Here is a 17,787-nt window from a genome sequence, read left to right as displayed (position 1 = left end):
AGGAAGTCGAAAGATCGCGCGACCCACGCGTTCCCGATGACCTCGCCGAGGAGGCGGTACGACATGAACACCGCGAGCAAGCTAGGTGCCTACGCTGTGGGGCTGGCCGTCGTCTTCGGCGGCGCCCTGGGCGTCGGAAACGCGTTCGGGGAGGGCACCCCCGCACCGGCGCCCCCGAGCCATGGGAGCGCCCACACCACTCCCACTCAGGCCGGCGCAAAACCGCAGGACGATACCCCCGGGGGGCTGCAGGTGTCCCAGAACGGCTACACCCTCAATCCGTTGACCACTGTCAAGACCGGCGAGCCCACCGATTTCCGGTTCACTGTGACAGGGCCCGATGGCAAGCCGGTGACCGACTATCAGGTTCAGCATGACAAGAAGCTCCATTTCATCGTGGTCTCTCGTGACCTGGCGACGTTCCAGCACCTGCACCCCGAACAGGCCGGCGACGGGGTGTGGTCGGTGAAGCTGACGCTGGACGCCCCTGGCGCCTACCGGGCCTTCGCCGACTTCGCCCCCGCGGGCGGAAGTGGCCTGACACTTGGTATGGATGTGCCGGTCGCGGGCGACTACGCGCCGCGGGCCCTGCCTGCGGTCAGTCGTACGGCGCAGGTGGACGGCTACACGGTTACCCTGACGGGCGACCTGGTTCCCGGCCAGGCGAGCAAGCTCACGCTGAGCGTGAGCAAGGACGGCAAGCCGGTGACGGATCTGCAGCCATACCTGGGGGCGTACGGCCACCTGGTGGCGTTGCGGGCCGGTGACCTGGCCTACCTCCACGTACATCCGGAAGAAAGCGACAAGGCCGGGCCCGAGATCACCTTCTACGCCGAAGTGCCCAGCGGCGGCGACTACCGGCTGTTCCTGGACTTCCAGCACGCCGGCAAGGTACGCACCGCCGATTTCACCGCCCGAGCAGGGGCCGGACAGCCCAAGCCCGCGGCGGAGCCGAGTGTCAGCCCGTCCCACGGCGACGACCACAAGCACTGAGCAGAAAGGGGGAGTGATGTCTTCCCTCACCGAAGGCAGAGCTGTCGAACTCACCATCGGCGGCATGACGTGCGCATCCTGCGCCAACCGCATCGAACGCAAACTGAACAAGCTTGAAGGCGTGACCGCGACCGTCAACTACGCGACGGAGAAGGCGAAGGTCACCTTCCCCGAGGGCATTGATCCGCAGCAGTTGATCACTGAGGTGGAGAAGGTGGGCTACACCGCCGCCCTGCCCGCCCCGCCCAAGACGGAGGCGCAGCGGCAGGAGGAGCCGGAGGACGAGCTGCGGCCGCTGCGTCAGCGCCTGCGCACCTCGTTGGTGCTGAGCGTGCCGGTGGTGGCGATGGCGATGGTCCCGGCGCTGCAGTTCGCCAACTGGCAGTGGCTGTCGCTGGTGCTGGCCGCGCCGGTGGTGGTGTACGCGGGCTGGCCCTTCCACAAGGCCGCCTGGACCAACCTCCGGCACGGCGCCGCGACCATGGACACGTTGATCTCGCTGGGCACGCTGGCCGCGCTCGGCTGGTCGCTGTGGGCCCTGTTCTTCGGCACCGCCGGCACGCCCGGCATGACGCATCCCTTCACGTTCACCATCGAGCGCTCCGACGGTTCGGGCAACATCTACCTCGAGACGGCGGCGGCGGTGACCGCGTTCATCCTGGCCGGTCGCTACTTCGAGGCCCGCGCCAAACGCCGCGCCGGCGCGGCACTGAAGGCGCTGCTGGAACTGGGCGCCAAAGAGGTCGAACTGGCCGACGGCCGCCGCATCCCCACCGAGCAACTGCAGGTCGGCGACACCTTCGTCGTCCGGCCGGGCGAGAAGATCGCCACGGACGGCGTGATCACCGAGGGCAGCTCCGCGGTGGACGCCTCGATGCTGACCGGCGAATCCGTGCCCGTCGAGGTGAAGCCCGGCGACGCGGTCACCGGCGCGACGGTGAACGCGGGCGGCCGCCTGATCGTCAAGGCCACCCGAGTGGGCGCGGACACCCAGCTGGCGCAGATGGCCAGACTGGTCGAGGAGGCGCAGACCGGCAAGGCGCAGGTGCAGCGGCTGGCCGACCGCATCTCCGGGATCTTCGTACCGATCGTGATCGCGTTGGCGGTCGGGACACTCGGATACTGGCTCGGCACGGGCAACGGCGCGGCGGCGGCGTTCACCGCGGCGGTCGCCGTGCTGATCATCGCCTGCCCCTGCGCGCTGGGCCTGGCCACGCCGACCGCGCTGCTGGTCGGCACCGGGCGGGGCGCACAGCTGGGCATCCTGATCAAGGGCCCGGAAGTGCTGGAGTCGACCCGCAAGGTCGACACGATCGTGCTGGACAAGACCGGCACGGTCACCGAGGGCAAGATGACCCTGGTCGCCGTCCACCTCGCCGAGGGGGAGAACCGCGAAGAGGTCCTCAGGCTGGCCGGCGCGCTGGAGCACGCCTCCGAGCACCCGATCGCCCAGGCCATCGCCCGCGAGGCCCGATCCGACGCCACGGTGGAGGACTTCGCCAACGTCGAAGGGCTCGGCGTACAGGGCATCGTCGACGGCCACGCGGTGCTGGTAGGCCGTCCCCGGCTGCTGGCGGAGTGGTCCCAGCACCTGCCCGTCGACCTGGAACGCGAGCTCGCCGACGAGCAGGCCAAGGGTCGCACCGCGGTCGCGGTCGGCTGGGACGGCCAGGCCCGCGCGGTGCTGGTGGTGGCCGACGTGGTCAAGCCGACCAGCAAGCAAGCCATCGCCGACCTGCGGGCACTCGGCCTGACGCCGGTGCTGCTGACCGGCGACAACGAGGCCGTGGCCCGTACGGTGGCGGCCGAGGTGGGCATCGACGAAGTCATAGCCGAGGTGCTGCCCGCCGACAAGGTCGACGCGGTCAAGAAGCTGCAGGCCGAGGGCAAGGTCGTGGCCATGGTGGGTGACGGGGTCAACGACGCCGCCGCGCTCGCCCAGGCCGACCTGGGCCTGGCGATGGGCACCGGCACCGACGCGGCCATCGAGGCGTCCGACCTGACCCTGGTCAGGGGCGATCTGCGGGTGGCGGCCGACGCGCTGCGCCTGTCCCGCCGCACGCTGTCGACCATCAAGGGCAACCTGTTCTGGGCGTTCGCCTACAACGTGGCCGCCCTGCCGCTGGCCGCGATCGGCCTGCTCAACCCGATGATCGCCGGAGCCGCGATGGCGTTCTCCAGCGTGTTCGTGGTGAGCAACAGCCTGCGCCTGCGCCGCTTCAAGTAATCCATTCGCGTGGCCGAAGGCGCTCACCGCCTTCGGCCACTCAGTGGTGGTACTGGTGCACCACCGCATGGCCCTTGCCCCGGGAGATCAGCCACTTGTTCACCGGCGTCGTCACCACGAAGGCCACCACCAACGACCCGGCCAGCGACGCCCAGAACAGCCAGCTGGTCAGACCCGCGTCCATGGCACCGGGCACGGCCACGACCACCGCGTTGTCCATGATCTCCATCACCACGATGGAGACGGTGTCCGCGGCCAGCGCCACCTTCAACGCGTCGCGAAAGCCGAGTCCGGCCCGCAGCACGCCACGCATGGTCAGCCCGTAGCCGAACACGAAGGCCAACACCACCGACAGCACCACGGTGGTGAAGTTGGACAGGCCGGCGGCGGTGCCGATGACCATGCCCAGCACCTCGCCGATGGCGCATCCGGTCAGGCAGTGCAGGGTCGCCTGCGCGGCCACCGTCCACGTGGCCGCGGGCGGGGCGTGGTGACCAGTAGCCGGGTGATCGCTGTGGTCCATGATGTTGCTCCTTAGCCGGCGTCGAGCCTTGAGCATACTCATAGGGGGTATCTCGCCGCATTTGTCGGGTACGGCGGCGTGTATCCAGCTCGCCGATTCGTAAACTGGCCGGGTGCCGAAGCTGTGGAACGAGACGATCGAGACGCACCGCCGTACCGTGCATGACGCGATCCTGGACGCCACTGTCGAGCTGGTGCGGGAGCGCGGGCTCCTGGCGGTGACGATGTCGCAGATCGCCGAGAAAACCGGCATCGGCCGCGCGACGCTCTACAAATACTTTCCCGACGTCCAGACCATCCTGCTGGCCTGGCACGGCCGCATGGTCGCCGGGCATCTGGAGCACCTCGCCCAGGCGGTGGAGCGCGAGGGCGACGCCCGGCTGCGGCTCGAAGCCATGCTGGAGACGTACGCCCTGATGCATCGGCGAATGGCGCGGCATGGCTTCAGCCCCGATCTCGTCATGCTCCTGCACCGGTCCGAGGACGCCGGCCGCGCCCAGCGGCGGCTGCATGACATGCTGCGCGACGCGCTGACAGCCGCCGCGCGGGCCGGTGACGTACGTGACGACATGGCGGCGGACGAGCTCGCCGCCTTCTGCACCCACGCGCTGCAGGCAGCCGTCGACCTGTCCTCGGAGGCCGCGGTCAAGCGCCTCGTCTCCCTTACCTTGACCGGGCTGCGACCGCGCTGAGCTTGCCTTCAGCGGGATTCAGTGAGGGCCTGCGGAAGACCGGCGGCGGCGCCGGAGATGGCCGATGATCAGGACGGCTTTCGCCAGAGCCATCACCAGGATGATCCCCAGGACGGCGTCCGAACCCAGTCCCGCCCACTGCGGGATCGCCAGCACTCCGGCGGCCAGCCCCACGTGCACGGCCACGGCCAGGACGGCGGCCAGCGTGAGGCCGAGCGTCAGGTAACGGCTCCGGCGCGGCGGGGCCGTGGCCGGGACGGGGCTCGTGGTTCCGTCAGGGCGGCGCCAGTCCACGCTCAGGTGGTCACGCCTGCCCATCCTGGTGATGTTCCTGGTGAGAAGGGCTTGCACACGCTGTAACCGGTCCTCGTCCACGGCTTCGACACGCACCGTCAATCCTTCCGGGGTGGCCCGCAGGGTGCAGGTGCCCCAGTCGAGGTTGATGGTGCCGTCTGTCTCGGACCAGTCTGCTTTGACGCTTTTGGGTCTTTCGCCGCCTATGTGCGGGCCGTGGCCGGGGCCGGTGGGCAAGCCGCGGCTCATCTGGTCGGCATGGCGGCAGAGCTGGACGAGGTAGCGACTGGCGCGATCGGTCGTGATGTGAGCGTCGGCGCGTTGCATGGCTGTCCTTTCAAGGTTTCAGTACAGCATGCCTATGATATATACACTATGTCTCGAAAAATCGTGAGGAGCGCGGAACGGCGGGTCGTAGGCTGGTCGTATGGTGAAGACCGCAGCACGGCAGCCGGTACCCGCCCGGCGTGCGGACGCCGAGCGCAACATCGCCGCGATCCTCCAAGCGGGCACCCGGCTGCTCAGCGCCGACCACACGGCCAGCGTGGCCGACATCGCCAAGGCCGCCGGGGTGGGCAGAGTCACCCTTTACGGCCACTTCCCGTCGCGGGAGGCGCTGGTGGACGCGGTGCTCGACCACGCGGTCGGCGTGGCGGAGGCGGTGCTGGCGGACGATTCGATCGACACGGCACCCGCGCCCGAGGCCATGGCCAAGCTCCTGCGGTCGTCCTGGGAGATCCTCGAACGGCACCGCCGCCTGTTCCTGGCCGCCGACCGGACACTGGCCACGGAGCGGATCAGGGAGCACCACGACCGGCCGCTGCAGCGGGTGGAGCGGCTCATCGCGCGCGGTCAGCGCGCGGGCGACTTCCGCACCGACCTGCCGCTGGCCTGGTTGGTGACGACGTTCTTCTCGATCATCCACAGCGCGGCGCAGGAGCGTGAGACCGGGCGGCTGGCGGCCGAGGAGGTCGAGCCGGTGCTGATCAAGACGATGCTGGCGCTGCTCTCCAAGCCCGCCTGACCCCGGCCTGCCTCCGCAGGCTCCGCGTCCCGAAAAAAAACCCTACCTGTGTATGGTTCACGGGTGCTAACTTGAACATCAGTGTTCGAGTTAAGGAGACTTCGGATGAGTCTTGGCACGCCTTCCGCCCAGACACGCACGAGCGGGTGGGGCCTGCTCGTGCTGCTGTGCCTGGCCCAGTTCATGTTGATCGTCGACATCACGGTGGTGCAGGTGGCGCTGCCCACCATCGGTACGGACCTCGCGCTCGACCGCGAGTCGCTGACCTGGGTGGTGACCACGTACACGCTCTGCTTCGGCGGCCTCATGGTGCTCGGCGGGCGGCTCGCCGACGCGTGGGGCGCCCGTCGCACGCTCATGATGGGGCTGGGACTGTTCACGGCGGCCTCGCTGGTGTGCGGGCTGGCCGGGAGCGGCGTGATGCTCATCGCCGGGCGGGCGCTCCAGGGCATCGGAGCGGCGCTGCTCTCCCCGGCGGCCCTGGCCGTCATCACCAGCACCTACCAGGGCGAACGGCGCGGCCGGGCGCTCGGCGTCTGGGCGGCCATCGGCGGTACGGGGGCGGCCCTGGGCGTGCTGCTCGGCGGCGTGCTGACCGCCGGGCCGGGCTGGACCTGGGTGTTCATCGTCAACGTACCGATCGGGCTGGTGGTGCTCGCCACCGTGCCCGCCGTCGTACCGCCCACGCCCGGGCGGAGCGAGCGGGTCGACGTACCCGGCGCCCTGGTCGTCACACTGGCGACGGCACTGCTGATCTACGGGCTGGTGACAGCGGGCGACGCGGGCTGGGGCGCGGTGGGCACGGTGCTGCCGCTGGTGGGGGCCGTGCTGCTGTACGCGCTGTTCGTGGTCGTCGAGCGGTCGGTACGCGCACCGCTCATGCGCGCCGAGACCCTGGCCAGGCGGCCGGTGATCTCGGGGACGTTCGTCATGCTGATGGCCACCGGGCTGATGCTGGGATTGTTCTTCCTCAGCTCGCTCTACCTCCAGAACGTGCTGCGGTTCAGCGCGCTGGAGACCGGGCTGCTGTTCCTGCCCGTGGCCATCGCGATCACGATCGGCGCACAGCTCGGCGGGCATCTCATCGGCCGGATCGGCGGCCGGCCGGTGGCGGTGGCGTCCTTCGTGGTGACGGCGGCCGGGGCGGCGCTGATGACCCGCATCTCGCCCGACGCGAGCGCGTACACCACGCTGCTACCCGGCTTCGTGCTGGCCGCTTTGGGGATCGGGCCGGCGTTCGTGACGGCCACCACCACGACCATGGCGAACATCCCGCCCGGCGAGAACGGCGTCGCCTCCGGCGTCATCAACACCTTCCACGAACTCGGCGGCTCGATCGGGGTGGCTGTCGTCTCCACGGTCGCCGCGTCCAGCCTCGTACCCGGCTCGACGGCGGGCATCGGCGGCTTCGTCTCGGGGCTCACGCTGTGCGTCGTCGCCGCGGGCGCCGCGGCGGCCATCGCGCTGTGGCTGGTGCCGCCGGGCAAGCCCGCGGCGGCGTTCGTCGGCCACGGCCACGGACACGGCCACTGACGGGTACGACGCGCGTGGGCCGGGGGGCCAGGCCGTCGAGGCCGGCGCCCAGCTCGCGGGCCTGATGAACCCCGAGGGCCGCTAATCGTCCTCGCGGAGCCGCTCCAGCCGAGTCTGGGCGAACGAGCGGATCGCCTCATCCCTGGCCATGGCCGCGTGCGCCAGGAGGTCCGTGTCGTCCTTGTGGGACAGGCTCGCGGCGGCCGCCCCGGCGAACAGCCGGGTCAGCGGGTCGCCTTCTTCCATTCGGATGACGATGCCGGTCCGGTCAGACTCCTCTTCGTCCTGGAGGATCAGCCACTCCACCAGTTCCTTGAGCTGACCCGGGGGCAGACATGACGCCCCTGCCTCAAGCTGCTCGATCGAGGCCTCGGTCAGGAACTCGAGGATCTTCCAGCGGATGGCGCGATCGGGGTCGAGGCTCAGGTTGATGACCTGCGCGAGGATGGGCCCGTGCCGCCCGTCAGTGCTCGCCAGCGCGACGGTGATCGCGTTGTACCGGGTGTTGCGGACCGGGCTGGACAGCAGGGCCGGGAGCTCGTCCATCATCGGGGCCGCGAGCTCGGCCAGCTCGGAGAGCAGCCAGGAGGCCACGCCGACGACCACCTCTTCGCCGCTGTGAAGGAGCCTTGCGAGGTTCTCGACGGGGTATCCCGCGTACAACTCGCTCAGCAGGTCATTGGCGGCCTCGCCCATGATCTCGTCGTCGGCCGGATGCGTACGAATACGCTCGATCAGATCGTCGCCTGTTTGCGTCTGCATCGACTACTCCCAGTATTCGCCGTTCCAGTACGGCTTCCGGCCCATAGTTCTCTCGAACTCGCTGGCATCCGGGCTCCCCCCGGCGCTGGGTCCGCTCCCGGAATCCTGGTGGAACTCCCGCCGTTGGATGCTCTCCTCTAATTTCTTGATATTTTTTTCTTCCCTTTCGATTCGCTGCGCGTGCCCGACCTCATAACCCTTGACCTCCTCTTCTTTCTTTCTGACATTGACGCTTCTCTTCATCTCGGACAGGGCCTTCCTCGCCTCCGCCTCTGTCATGCCCCTGGCGCTGGTCGGGGTCTCCTCATGGATTCTTCCGTCTCTCTCCACGCGGTAGCTCTTGTTGCTTCTTCCTCTGCCGAGAAAGCCGCGGCCTCTACCTCGGTTGCCCCCGTTCCCTCGATTGTTGTTGCGGGGGGACATCCGGGCGATGCCGTTCTCGGCCGAGCGGGGGCCGGACGACGCCCTCATGCCGGCGGGCCGCACGGGCACTCCGCCGCGCGGGCCGGCCAAGGCCAGGCGCCCGCCGGACCCGCCGCCGCGGCGCGGGAGATCGTCCAGGATGCGGCGCATCGGCTCCTTCAGCCTCCTGATGACCACCTCCCCCACTCGCTTGCCCGTGATTTCCATGCCCTCGGCCTGGGCTCTCCTGAGCTGGGCCCGGGCCAGTCTCATCCGTACCAGGGCCAACGAGACTCCGGTCACGCCCCCGACCGCCAGCAGCTTCGCCACGGTGACCGCCGTGGCCGCCGCCTGCATGCCTGAGACGACCTTCACCGCCGAGACCACGGAGGCGGCGCCGTCCAGGGTCGCGGGCGCCACGGATAAGGCCTGACTGGCCTGCGCGAGGGATCCGCCGTTGACGCCGAGCCTGTTCCACTGGGTCTGCATGGCTTCGGCGGAGCCGCCGTGGTAGTTCTGCTGCGCGCCGCGGACCGCTGTCTCCGCCTTTGTCGCCGATGTGAGCGCGGTCGCGGCGGTGCCGCGCATGGCGTTGGCCTCGGCCCGCATCTCGTCTTCGTTGATGTTCGGCCAGTGGCCGATCATCTGCATCATCCCGGCGGCGGCCGGGTCGAGCATCACCGCCATATGTCACCGGCGTTCCGCGCGTTCGCGGCCTCGGCTTCGGAGTTGTTCCTGACCACGCGGTGGAGTCCGTCGCCGGTTTCGCCGAGCGCCGTGGACAGGGCGGTGAGCGCGGCCATCGAGGTCTCGCGGGCATCGGCGTAAATGCCGGCGAACATGCCGAACATGCCGTCGTCCCCCCAGGACGAAACGCCGTCCCCTCGCTGTACGAGAGGGTTGAGCGCGGCATCGTGCTCTTCTGCGTGGGTTCTGAGCCGGGAAGCGTCTTGTCCCACTGCCCCCAGGCTGATCTCCAATCCCGTCATGCCGGATGACCATACCTCGACATTTTTCCCAAATGCGCGCGGCGCTGAAAGTTTTCATCGGTCATCGGTACGGAAGAAGAGCGGAAGAAAAACGGAAGAGCGATCTCTTAATATTCTCCGACGTCGGTCACGACCAGTTAGGAAAGCGATAACCGAGTGCCCGCGCTTTGTGCCATCGCGGCGGGCCCCTTCACCGAACCCGCACGGAGTCGACGTGTCTGTACCCACCCCAGAGCAGGACGCGGCGTTCCTGGCCGAGTACGTGGACCGCTGCCGGGAGGTCATTCGTGGCCTGTACGCCGCGCAGACGGCTATCGGACGGCTCGAAGGCCAGGCGGAGAGCGCCGACGGTCTGGTGTGGGCGACCGCTGACGGCCAGGGCCGGGTGACACGGCTGAGCATCAACCCGCGGGCGCTGCGAAAGAACGAGCGGGAGCTCGGCCGCGAGGTGACCGAGGTGCTCCAGGCGGCCCAGAACGACGCCGCGCGGCAGGCGCGGGAGGTCGTGGACAAGGCGTCGAGCCGTGCCGACGCCCTGCCGGAGCCGCTCGACGAGACCTTCGTCCGCGCACGGGGCGAGCAGGCCATCCGTGATCTCATGTAGCTCATCCAGGAGGCACAGCGTGTACTTTCCGGAGAACGACTTCGGCGTCCGGGACGTGGACGGGCCCGCCCGCGAGGGCGCGCGGATGATGGCCGCCCTGGAGGCGGCCCAGGAGGACCTCGACAAGATCGTCGGTACGGCCAAGAGCCGGTCGGGCCACGTCGAGGCATCCGTGAACCCCGAAGGCCGCGTGCTGAACGTCTCCTTCGGCCCCCGCGCTCTGCGCATGGGCAGCCAGGATCTGGCGGAGGAGGTCATGGCGACCCTCGACCTGGCGGGCGCCGACGCCCAGCGCCAGGCCGACGCCCTCCTGCGCGACACCCTTCCCGGGTACGACCTGGAGCAGGCCGCCGCCGACCTCCGGCGCGTCATCGGCGACTGGCGCTGACCTACGACGCCGGCGGCGTGACCTCGACACGAGCGGGGTCAGGCCGCCCACACTCTGTGGGTTCAGTAGGTGATGAATCCGTACAGCGCCATATGGTTCGACTTCGTGCCGCTCACCGTGTGATCGATGCTCGACGGCTGCACGGCGCCCTTGACGAACAGATAGTCGATCTTTCTGGAGCCGGACGTCACCTTCGCCCCATAGCCGGTCATGCCGAAGCCGCTGAGCGTCGTGGGGGCGATGTTCGTACGATTCGCGTCGATCCCGATCACCCGGATCGTCGAGGCGTTCATCAGACTGGTGGCGTCCGCGCCGACGTGGATGCCGGAGTTGGCGATGCCCGTGTCGCCGGCGCCCGCGCAGGCGTTCGCTCCGTTCTGTTCCGGAAGGTGCATGGTCGCGGCGAAAACCGTGGTGCCCGTTTCCTTGATCGTGAACTTCGCCGCGATGGCGCTCGTACGCTTCCATTTGTAGGCGTTGGTGCTGCCGTCGTCGTTGCTCGGCGGCTTGTACAGCGTGCATCCGGCTCCGCCACCGTACGATGTCCCGGGCTTTAACCAGCCCGCACTCCAATACGCGGAAGTGTCGCCCGTCGCCAGGCTCAGCGTTCTGGTGTTGTAGACGATGCCGTTGGTCTGCTTCTTCTTCAGGTCGCCCAGCGCCTGCTGCGAGCACTTGTGCGTGGAGCCCCACACCTCGGGGTCGTCCCAGGCCACGATCGCCTTGTAGGTGCCCGCCGGATATCCGAACTTGGCCGAGAGCTGGTCGGCGTAGGCCGTGGCCTGTCCGGTGCCGCGTACCTGCTGCACGATCAGGAGATCGGGAGCCTGCACGCCGGAGGTGCCCGTCTTGCCGTTGTCGTCGACCAGCATCGACGTGAGGTGGTCCGGCCCGGAGATCCGGGTGCAGGAGCCGTCGGCGTTGTTCCGCACCAGGTTCTCGATGTTGTTGTTGTAGACGCGCAGGACCCGGTCGGCCGCGGCCGTGGGCGCCGCTTGCGCCTGCGCGATGGAGGTCGTGGTGGTGGCCAGTGCGGCGGCGGCCGCGAGCGCGAGCGCGCCGGATGATCGATAAATGAACGACATGATCGCAGGGTAACGATCGACGCTGAGAGCACCCCGCGACCGTCAGGCAAACCCGGATCATTCCATGCTGGGGAGATCGATAGGTGGGAAGAGCGGGGGGTCGTTGGCCAGGTCGAACGCGGCGGCGAGGATGCTGACGACCTGAGGCATGGCCTGAGGCGCCAGCTCGTACTCGCCGCGCCGCCGTTGCGTGATCAGCCTGGCGCTCTGCAGCGCGCGGAGGTGGTGATAGAGCTGGCCACTGGTGGTCTGCTCACCGTTTCCGGCAAGGGACTCTTGGAGATCGGTGCTGGTCCGCCGCCCCTGTCTTAGGAGCGCGGCGAGCAGGGCCAGCCGCGGCTGACTGCCGAGGGTCTCCAGGATGTGGGCCACCGGCGCCCAATCGGCCGACAGCAAATCGGCGAGGGAGAGCTGCCGGTCCCAGAGAGTTTCGCCGGCGGCCAGCCGTGAGGCTCCGATGTAGCCCACTGTCCCGAGCTTGTCCTCTTTCTTCGCCTGGCGAAGCATGCCAGTGGCCGCCGCGCTGAGTGACGGCGACTCCGGCGAGCGTCGCGATGGGCCTGTGGTGTCGAGCCGACTCTCCAGGTGGGCGATCCGGCGTTCGAGTGCGGCGAGTCTGTCCTCGCTCATCGGGCTCTCCTACGTTATTCCATTATTACGGAGTAGCGTAGGTTGTTGGCGCGGGCATGGCAAAGGGTGAAGTCCGGTCCCGCGGTCGCGGTCTTGACGACCTATGAGAACGCCGCGACTGTAACCAGAAGTCCGGAGTATCGACGATGGGCTGGTCGGCATGGAGCGGGGACAGGGAGCGGCTCGATGGCGACAGGTAGGCCCTTACGCTCGCGACAGGAACATCAGGGCGAGCGAGCCGGACGGTCGCGGGCAGGAACCGCGGCAACCGGTCCCGGTCTACATTCCCCGCGATGTGCGTCCTGTGGCTCGACGACGCCGAGACCCATCTTGGCAGCGGCGGGCTCCGCCGCAACGATGTGCTGCGGTTGATCAACGGAAAGGATCACCACCGCGTCGTCATCGCCACTCTGCGTGCGGCCGAGGAGGCGCGCCTGACGGCACGAACCACAGAGGAAGGCCGCCAGGCCGTCAAAGACGTCACCGAGACCCTCGCGCAGGCGCGCAGGATCTATCTCCGCCGCATGTTCAGTGGTTCAGAACAGGAGCGCGCCCGCGTCAGGGCCTGGGACCGGCGCATCGCCGACGCTCTCGACCATGCCGCCGACTACGGCATAGCGGAATACCTGGCCGCCGGACCGGAGCTCCTCCGGGACTGGCAGAACGCCTGGAGTCCCAATACCGATCCCAGAGCTCCAAGCCACCCGTGGGCTGCGGCCCTCATCACCGCGGCGATCGACTTGCGACGTGCCGGGCACTCCGCCGTGGTCCCATGCACCCTGCTCGATCAGCTCCACGGGCACCACCTGTCGATCAGAGGAGGAACACGGTTGCGTCCCGATCCCCTTCAGGATGCCTGGGAGTGGGCGACACAGCCGCGCCGCGCCACCACCGCGCTGCTGCAGCCAATCGGAGGTGAACATGTCGAGGTCTTCGACTACCTCGTCGACGTCGTACAGCGTGACGCCCGCCCCGGACGCGAGGTCGACGCCGACGTCTTGCCGGCCGCGCTGCCTCACTGTGGACCCTCCGATGCGGACGCCATCGCCATCACCGCCTACAACCGGGGCCGATTCGACATCGCGGTGGCCGGCTGGCGGGCTGCGGGCGCCCTAGCCGGAGAAACCCCCGCCGACACGCTTACACGACGCAACAACGTCGCCCGCGCGCTGCGCAAACTCGGGCAGCCTGAACAAGCCGCCGCTGAGCACCGCGCGGTGATCGCGGAGCGTACTCGCCTCCTCGGGCCCCGGCATCCCGACACCCTGATCAGCCGGGACAACCTCGCCAACGTCATGCGTGACCTGGGGCAGATCGAGGAGGCGGAGGCCGAGTACGAAGCGGTTCTGGCGAGCAGGACGAGCCTCCTCGGGGAGGCTCACCCGTACACCGTGGCCACACGGGAGCGACTCGCGACGCTGAGGGCGCAGCGCACAAAGGACAACTCAGGCCATTGAGGTTCCTGGATGCGTGGTGGTCAGCAGGCTGAGAGCCATCTGACGGACACGGCCCTGGACGGGATGCCGTTCGGCACCACCACGACGTGGTCCCATTCGTAGACGACGCTCGGTCCCTCGTCGCCTGAGGCGGGCACCATGTCGGGCGAGTCCAGGGGGCTCGTGCCCGTGCTGCCCACGCTGGCCACCACCCGCTGCTGGGCGTCCATGAAGACGAGCTGGCTGTGCCAGACGTCGGCGTGCCTGGTGAAGTCGGTATCGCTCACGGCGTGCACGTGCACACGAGTAGTGCCGCTCTCGATATAGACGTAACTGGGAAACTCCAGATGGCAGTCCCCGACCTTCCACGGGCTGCCGAACGCCCCTCGCGCGAAGAGTGAGCTCGATGTGAGCGACAGAATCCTGGAGTCCGTGGCGGCGTCGGCGGAGGCTGGGGTTGGGATGCCGAGCATGGCCGTGAGTGAGACGATCGCGGCGACGGTGAAGAGACGCGGTCTTGAGATGCGCATGGATCCCCCTGAAAGGCAGTCTTGCCCTTTAGGCGTTCCACGCCGTTCCTTCGTGACTCGGGTACTGTGCTGCGGCAGACTTGCCTAAGAACCGGTCGAAATGAGCCATGACGCAGCCAACCGCAACGAACTGGCCGGGCCGCCAGGAGGACGAGCTTCCCCCCGATACCTGGGGGCGTAGACAGTCGGCCGACTCTCCGTTTCCGTGGGCGTTCATCGTCTTGGTCGGGCTGTTGGTGGCGGGGCGGTTCCTGCTGGCGCCGTACCTGACGGCTCCGGCGTTGCAGACGTGGGCGACCGTGTTCGTGGCGGTGTGCGTGCAGGCGTTGCCGTTCCTGGTGTTCGGGGTGGCGTTGTCGGCGGCGATCACCGCGTTCGTGCCCGCCTCGTTCTGGACGAGGGCACTGCCGCGGCGTACGTACGCCGCGGTGCCGGTGGCCGGGGTGGCCGGAGCGGTGCTGCCGGGGTGTGAGTGCGCGTCGGTGCCGGTGGCTTCGGGGCTTATGTCGCGGGGTGTGCCGCCGGCCGCGGCGCTGGCGTTCCTGCTGGCCTCACCCGCCATCAACCCGGTGGTGATGGTGGCGACCGCGGTGGCCTTTTCCGCCAATCCTGAGATGGTGCTGGCCCGGTTCGGCGCCTCGCTGGCGGTGGCGGTGCTGGTGGGCTGGGTGTGGGCGCGGTTCGGGCGCGGGGAGTGGTTGCGGACGCCTCGCCGTACGAGCTCGCCGGGGCAGGGCCGGTGGAGCGCGTTCGTGGACGCGATGTGCCACGATCTGTTGCACGCCGGCGGCTTCCTGGTCGTTGGCGCGCTGGCCGCGGCGGCGCTGAACGTGCTGGTGCCCAAGCCCTGGCTGACGACTGTGGCGGGGGTGCCGGTCGTGTCGGTGCTGGTGCTGGCGCTGCTGGCGGTGTTGCTGTCGATCTGCTCGGAGGCGGACGCGTTCGTGGCGGCGTCGCTGACGGCGTTCTCACCGACGGCCAAGCTGGCGTTCCTCGTGGTGGGGCCCATGGTGGACCTGAAACTGATCGCCTTGCAGACCGGAACGTTCGGGCGGGCGTTCACCTTGCGCTTCGTGCCACTCACGCTGACGCTGGCCATCGGGGTCAGCTTCGTCACCGGATGGGTGCTGCTGTGAACCGCCAGACGCAGAGCCTGCTCCTGCTGATACTCGGCGGGGCGCTGCTGAACATCTCCGCCTTTTCCACGGATTACGTCAACTACGTCAAGCCGGGCTTCCGGCCGCTGCTCATCGGGGCCGGCGCGGTCCTGGTGGTGCTGGCCCTGGTGTCGCTCGTCCGGGCGGTGCGCGGGCGCGCCACAACCCACGATCACGCACACGAAGCCGCGCACGAGGACGAGGGCGGGCATGATCACGGGCGTGGGCCGCGGGTGGCGTGGTTGCTGGCCGTGCCGGTGTTCGCGATAGTGACGATCGCGCCGCCCGCACTGGGATCGTTCGCGGCCGGGCGCGAGGACTCCCCGTCCGCGCCGCCCCCGGCCAAGGCCGTTCCCTACCGCCCGCTGGCCGCCGGCGGGGTGGCCCCGCTGGCGATGGGCGAGTTCATCGGGCGCGCCTACGACCCGTCCGACACCTCGCTGGCCGGCCAGAAGGTCAAACTGACCGGCTTCGTGGTGACTTCGGCGAAGAAGAAACGCTGGTACGTCGCCAGGATGCAGATGAGCTGCTGCGCCGCCGACGCGCTCGCCCTGAAGGTGGCCGTCGAAGGCGTGCCCGCCCCCAGGGAGAACAGCTGGGTGGAGGTCACCGGCACCTGGATCCCGTGGAAGGGCAAGATCCCCAACGGCTACGTGATCCCCGCCATGACCGTTACTGACGTCACGAAGATCGACCAACCGGCCGAGCCGTACGAGTGAACCGGCGGCCGCGCAGGAGCGACCTCGGGAACGCCAGAGTCACCGATGCCCGGCCTGGGCGACCGCGTCCCTGCCACGAGGCGATCGGTGGCAGGGACGCTTTCCGGTCGAATGCGTCGACCGGCGTCCTGCCGCTAGCTCTTCGCCTTGACGCAGTACGGGCAGAAGGGTTCAGGGTCGACGCAGACCTTGACGCTGTCGGAGTCGTTGGCGGGATCGAGATCCAGTTCCTTGCCGTCGGCCGTGGCCGCATTGGTCGTCTCTCCGACCGCTGTGGCCTTGGCCTGGATGGTCAACGTGGCCGAGGCGCCGCTGGCCAGCGTGCCGACGGTCCACATCCCGCTCGCCGGCGCGTAGGTCCCGTTGGAGGCCATGGCGGACACGAAGGTGAGGTTGGCCGGCAGCATGTCCTTGACCGTGACCCCCGTCGCGTCGTTCGGGCCGGCGTTGCGTACGGTGACGCGGTAGGTGACGGTCTGGCCCACGGTCACCTTGGTCGAATCGGCGGACTTGACCACACTCAGGTCCACGGCCGGGTTGACCTTGGTAACGGCGTCGCCGCTGGTGGAGGTCAGCAGCTCCGGCTCCGGGCCGAGCCGGTTCTCGTAGCCGACCGTTCCCTGGTTGGTCACCTCCCCGCCCGCGGCGTCCCGGCCGACCTTGACCTTGAACTCCACGGTGGTGCCGCCGGGTAGGCTCGCGGCGTTGGGCAGCGAGCCGCCGCCCGCGGCGGTGGCGCCGTTCCCGAGGGCGAAGGAGACCTTGCCGGCCGCGGCGTTGAAGTCGCCCTGGTCGTCGCCCGCCTGATCGGTCTTGTCCCCGCTGCCGGGGCCGTCGACCACCCGGAGCGAGCCGGGCACGTAAGTGGTCCCCGGCGGGACGGTGTCGGTGAGGCGCACGTTCTCCGCCGGGGCGCCGCCCCTGTTGACCGCGGTGAGCCGGTAGGTGATCACGTCGCCGACGTCGACCGGCCCCTGCGGGCTCGCGGATTTGCTGACGACGACGCACGGCGCGGTCGCGAAGGAGATGTCGTCGAGCAGGTTGCCGAAGGTAGCGTTCCCTCCGGCCGCCGAGACGGAACGGAAGGCGAACCTGGTGGTCGTCTGGCCCGCGGGCACGATGTAGATGCCGGAGTAGGTGCCCCAGCTCCCGGTGCCGTCCGACATGACCTTCTGTTGCACCGGGGACGCCGGATCGCCGATGTCCAAGGCCATCGTGTCGACCCCCAGCCGGCCGCGGTGGGACAGCCGCCAGTACAGCTTCGCCCCCGGGGTGGTCGCGTGCTCCTGGTACAGGGTCGAGACCTGGTTGGCGTTCAGCTCGGCGAGCTGCCTGCCCTCCTTGGGCGGGGTGTTGGCCGGGTTCGGCGGGCTGGCCCACAGCTCGATCATGTGGTCGGTGGCGGTGGTGAGCCAGCCGGGCACGTGGTTCGGCGCTCCGGTCTGCGAGGCGTCGGGGAACGAGGCCCACGTCCCGCGGCTGACGACCGGCTGCTCGAAACCGCCGTTGACCAGCGACACCTGGTCGGGGCATGAGGCGGGATCCGGCGCGACCCGCGAAAGCGCCGGGGCGGTGACGGCAGGTGCGGCCTCGGCCGGGACCGCACCGAACAGAGTCAGCGGAAGGGCCGCCGCCGCGAGGGCGGCGACCGGGTAACACATCCCTCGGATGCGCCTCATCGTGATGTTCCTCTCGTCGCAGAGCACTGCCTTCATCCACCGGGCCGGGGAAACCGGCACCGGCGCCGGATGGCAGCCTCGCCCGACGAGGGCACGCGGCGGCACGCGACACGTACGGTCG

The 17,787-nt window shown here is 69.0% G+C and carries 19 protein-coding genes; 10 read left to right on the top strand and 9 right to left on the bottom strand.

Translation table 11 applies throughout. The features are described 5' to 3' along the window. The first annotated feature begins 63 nt into the window (after positions 1-63). The gene (locus AB0J16_RS02655; RefSeq protein WP_358533856.1) at positions 64-993 is read left to right on the top strand and encodes a hypothetical protein; all 930 of its coding nucleotides are present in this window, start codon (positions 64-66) and stop codon (positions 991-993) included. Positions 994-1,009: 16 nt separating this feature from the next. After that, positions 1,010-3,220, top strand: a complete 2,211-nt coding sequence (locus AB0J16_RS02650; RefSeq protein ID WP_358533854.1) for a heavy metal translocating P-type ATPase — start codon at positions 1,010-1,012, stop codon at positions 3,218-3,220. Between the two features lie 40 nt (positions 3,221-3,260). Here AB0J16_RS02650 and AB0J16_RS02645 read toward each other — a convergent pair whose 3' ends face one another. Beyond that, complete coding sequence (locus AB0J16_RS02645; protein WP_358533851.1) at positions 3,261-3,743, bottom strand: DUF4396 domain-containing protein; 483 nt, start codon at positions 3,741-3,743, stop codon at positions 3,261-3,263. A gap of 112 nt (positions 3,744-3,855) precedes the next feature. On the opposite strand from AB0J16_RS02645, the gene AB0J16_RS02640 reads away from it, so the two are divergent. Further along, positions 3,856-4,434, top strand: a complete 579-nt coding sequence (locus AB0J16_RS02640; RefSeq protein WP_358533848.1) for a TetR/AcrR family transcriptional regulator — start codon at positions 3,856-3,858, stop codon at positions 4,432-4,434. An 18-nt stretch (positions 4,435-4,452) separates the two neighbouring features. On the opposite strand, the gene AB0J16_RS02635 is transcribed toward AB0J16_RS02640, so the two are convergent. Continuing rightward, positions 4,453-5,055: a DUF2218 domain-containing protein gene (locus AB0J16_RS02635; RefSeq protein ID WP_358533845.1), complete on the bottom strand. Its 603-nt coding sequence runs from the start codon at positions 5,053-5,055 to the stop codon at positions 4,453-4,455. Between the two features lie 100 nt (positions 5,056-5,155). Here AB0J16_RS02635 and AB0J16_RS02630 point away from each other — a divergent pair, with 100 nt between their 5' ends. Both AB0J16_RS02630 and AB0J16_RS02625 read left to right on the top strand, forming a co-directional pair. Continuing rightward, a complete protein-coding gene (locus AB0J16_RS02630; protein ID WP_358533842.1) occupies positions 5,156-5,752 on the top strand; it encodes a TetR family transcriptional regulator in 597 nt (198 codons plus the stop codon). A 105-nt stretch (positions 5,753-5,857) separates the two neighbouring features. Further along, entirely contained in the window at positions 5,858-7,285 is a 1,428-nt protein-coding gene (locus AB0J16_RS02625) for a DHA2 family efflux MFS transporter permease subunit (protein ID WP_358533839.1), read from the top strand. An 81-nt stretch (positions 7,286-7,366) separates the two neighbouring features. Here the strand turns inward: AB0J16_RS02625 and AB0J16_RS02620 are convergent, their stop codons facing one another. Genes AB0J16_RS02620 through AB0J16_RS02610 form a run of 3 tightly spaced genes read right to left on the bottom strand, consistent with a single transcriptional unit; the run spans position 7,367 to position 9,438 of the window. After that, positions 7,367-8,047 carry a hypothetical protein gene (locus tag AB0J16_RS02620; RefSeq protein WP_358533836.1) on the bottom strand — a complete coding sequence of 227 codons (681 nt, stop codon included), beginning with the start codon at positions 8,045-8,047 and terminating at the stop codon, positions 7,367-7,369. Positions 8,048-8,050: 3 nt separating this feature from the next. Continuing rightward, positions 8,051-9,130, bottom strand: a complete 1,080-nt coding sequence (locus tag AB0J16_RS02615) for a hypothetical protein (RefSeq protein WP_358533833.1) — start codon at positions 9,128-9,130, stop codon at positions 8,051-8,053. Continuing rightward, complete coding sequence (locus AB0J16_RS02610) at positions 9,127-9,438, bottom strand: hypothetical protein (RefSeq protein ID WP_358533830.1); 312 nt, start codon at positions 9,436-9,438, stop codon at positions 9,127-9,129. The genes AB0J16_RS02615 and AB0J16_RS02610 overlap by 4 nt, the downstream gene beginning before the upstream one ends. Before the next feature lie 214 nt (positions 9,439-9,652). Between AB0J16_RS02610 and AB0J16_RS02605 the strand changes: the two genes are divergently transcribed. Both AB0J16_RS02605 and AB0J16_RS02600 read left to right on the top strand, forming a co-directional pair. Beyond that, a complete protein-coding gene (locus AB0J16_RS02605) occupies positions 9,653-10,042 on the top strand; it encodes a YbaB/EbfC family nucleoid-associated protein (RefSeq protein WP_358533827.1) in 390 nt (129 codons plus the stop codon). A 19-nt stretch (positions 10,043-10,061) separates the two neighbouring features. Continuing rightward, positions 10,062-10,430 carry a YbaB/EbfC family nucleoid-associated protein gene (locus AB0J16_RS02600; protein ID WP_358533824.1) on the top strand — a complete coding sequence of 123 codons (369 nt, stop codon included), beginning with the start codon at positions 10,062-10,064 and terminating at the stop codon, positions 10,428-10,430. Between the two features lie 62 nt (positions 10,431-10,492). On the opposite strand, the gene AB0J16_RS02595 is transcribed toward AB0J16_RS02600, so the two are convergent. Beyond that, a complete protein-coding gene (locus tag AB0J16_RS02595; protein ID WP_358533821.1) occupies positions 10,493-11,515 on the bottom strand; it encodes a hypothetical protein in 1,023 nt (340 codons plus the stop codon). A gap of 57 nt (positions 11,516-11,572) precedes the next feature. Further along, positions 11,573-12,145, bottom strand: coding sequence for a helix-turn-helix domain-containing protein (locus AB0J16_RS02590; protein ID WP_358533818.1), 573 nt, complete (start codon positions 12,143-12,145; stop codon positions 11,573-11,575). Between the two features lie 293 nt (positions 12,146-12,438). Here AB0J16_RS02590 and AB0J16_RS02585 point away from each other — a divergent pair, with 293 nt between their 5' ends. After that, positions 12,439-13,602 carry a tetratricopeptide repeat protein gene (locus AB0J16_RS02585; RefSeq protein ID WP_358533815.1) on the top strand — a complete coding sequence of 388 codons (1,164 nt, stop codon included), beginning with the start codon at positions 12,439-12,441 and terminating at the stop codon, positions 13,600-13,602. Positions 13,603-13,622: 20 nt separating this feature from the next. Here AB0J16_RS02585 and AB0J16_RS02580 read toward each other — a convergent pair whose 3' ends face one another. Beyond that, complete coding sequence (locus AB0J16_RS02580) at positions 13,623-14,111, bottom strand: hypothetical protein (protein WP_358533812.1); 489 nt, start codon at positions 14,109-14,111, stop codon at positions 13,623-13,625. 107 nt (positions 14,112-14,218) lie between these two features. Here AB0J16_RS02580 and AB0J16_RS02575 point away from each other — a divergent pair, with 107 nt between their 5' ends. Together AB0J16_RS02575 and AB0J16_RS02570 are read left to right on the top strand one after the other, a co-directional pair. Continuing rightward, positions 14,219-15,247 carry a permease gene (locus AB0J16_RS02575; RefSeq protein ID WP_358533809.1) on the top strand — a complete coding sequence of 343 codons (1,029 nt, stop codon included), beginning with the start codon at positions 14,219-14,221 and terminating at the stop codon, positions 15,245-15,247. Further along, positions 15,244-15,987 (top strand): TIGR03943 family protein, encoded by a 744-nt coding sequence (locus tag AB0J16_RS02570; RefSeq protein ID WP_358533806.1) that lies wholly within the window; start codon positions 15,244-15,246, stop codon positions 15,985-15,987. Before AB0J16_RS02575 ends, AB0J16_RS02570 begins: the two co-directional genes overlap by 4 nt. 134 nt (positions 15,988-16,121) lie before the next feature. Here AB0J16_RS02570 and AB0J16_RS02565 read toward each other — a convergent pair whose 3' ends face one another. After that, positions 16,122-17,666, bottom strand: a complete 1,545-nt coding sequence (locus AB0J16_RS02565) for a CARDB domain-containing protein (RefSeq protein WP_358533803.1) — start codon at positions 17,664-17,666, stop codon at positions 16,122-16,124. Positions 17,667-17,787: the final 121 nt, after the last annotated feature.

The sequence above is a fragment of the Nonomuraea sp. NPDC049750 genome (genome assembly GCF_040659625.1).
Taxonomy (GTDB): Bacteria; Actinomycetota; Actinomycetes; order Streptosporangiales; family Streptosporangiaceae; genus Nonomuraea.
Note: the sequence above shows the minus strand (reverse complement) of the source record. Positions and strands in the feature narration are given on the sequence as shown.

What these genes read in the sequence shown, in the direction of transcription:
- AB0J16_RS02580 (WP_358533812.1), bottom strand. Translation starts at nt 14,111, where the DNA reads ATGCGCATCTCAAGACCGCGTCTCTTCACCGTCGCCGCGATCGTCTCA.
- AB0J16_RS02610 (WP_358533830.1), bottom strand. Translation starts at nt 9,438, where the DNA reads ATGACGGGATTGGAGATCAGCCTGGGGGCAGTGGGACAAGACGCTTCC.
- AB0J16_RS02635 (WP_358533845.1), bottom strand. Translation starts at nt 5,055, where the DNA reads ATGCAACGCGCCGACGCTCACATCACGACCGATCGCGCCAGTCGCTAC.
- AB0J16_RS02650 (WP_358533854.1), top strand. Translation starts at nt 1,010, where the DNA reads ATGTCTTCCCTCACCGAAGGCAGAGCTGTCGAACTCACCATCGGCGGC.
- AB0J16_RS02565 (WP_358533803.1), bottom strand. Translation starts at nt 17,666, where the DNA reads ATGAGGCGCATCCGAGGGATGTGTTACCCGGTCGCCGCCCTCGCGGCG.
- AB0J16_RS02625 (WP_358533839.1), top strand. Translation starts at nt 5,858, where the DNA reads ATGAGTCTTGGCACGCCTTCCGCCCAGACACGCACGAGCGGGTGGGGC.
- AB0J16_RS02630 (WP_358533842.1), top strand. Translation starts at nt 5,156, where the DNA reads ATGGTGAAGACCGCAGCACGGCAGCCGGTACCCGCCCGGCGTGCGGAC.
- AB0J16_RS02655 (WP_358533856.1), top strand. Translation starts at nt 64, where the DNA reads ATGAACACCGCGAGCAAGCTAGGTGCCTACGCTGTGGGGCTGGCCGTC.
- AB0J16_RS02595 (WP_358533821.1), bottom strand. Translation starts at nt 11,515, where the DNA reads ATGTCGTTCATTTATCGATCATCCGGCGCGCTCGCGCTCGCGGCCGCC.
- AB0J16_RS02590 (WP_358533818.1), bottom strand. Translation starts at nt 12,145, where the DNA reads ATGAGCGAGGACAGACTCGCCGCACTCGAACGCCGGATCGCCCACCTG.
- AB0J16_RS02575 (WP_358533809.1), top strand. Translation starts at nt 14,219, where the DNA reads ATGACGCAGCCAACCGCAACGAACTGGCCGGGCCGCCAGGAGGACGAG.
- AB0J16_RS02585 (WP_358533815.1), top strand. Translation starts at nt 12,439, where the DNA reads ATGTGCGTCCTGTGGCTCGACGACGCCGAGACCCATCTTGGCAGCGGC.
- AB0J16_RS02645 (WP_358533851.1), bottom strand. Translation starts at nt 3,743, where the DNA reads ATGGACCACAGCGATCACCCGGCTACTGGTCACCACGCCCCGCCCGCG.
- AB0J16_RS02620 (WP_358533836.1), bottom strand. Translation starts at nt 8,047, where the DNA reads ATGCAGACGCAAACAGGCGACGATCTGATCGAGCGTATTCGTACGCAT.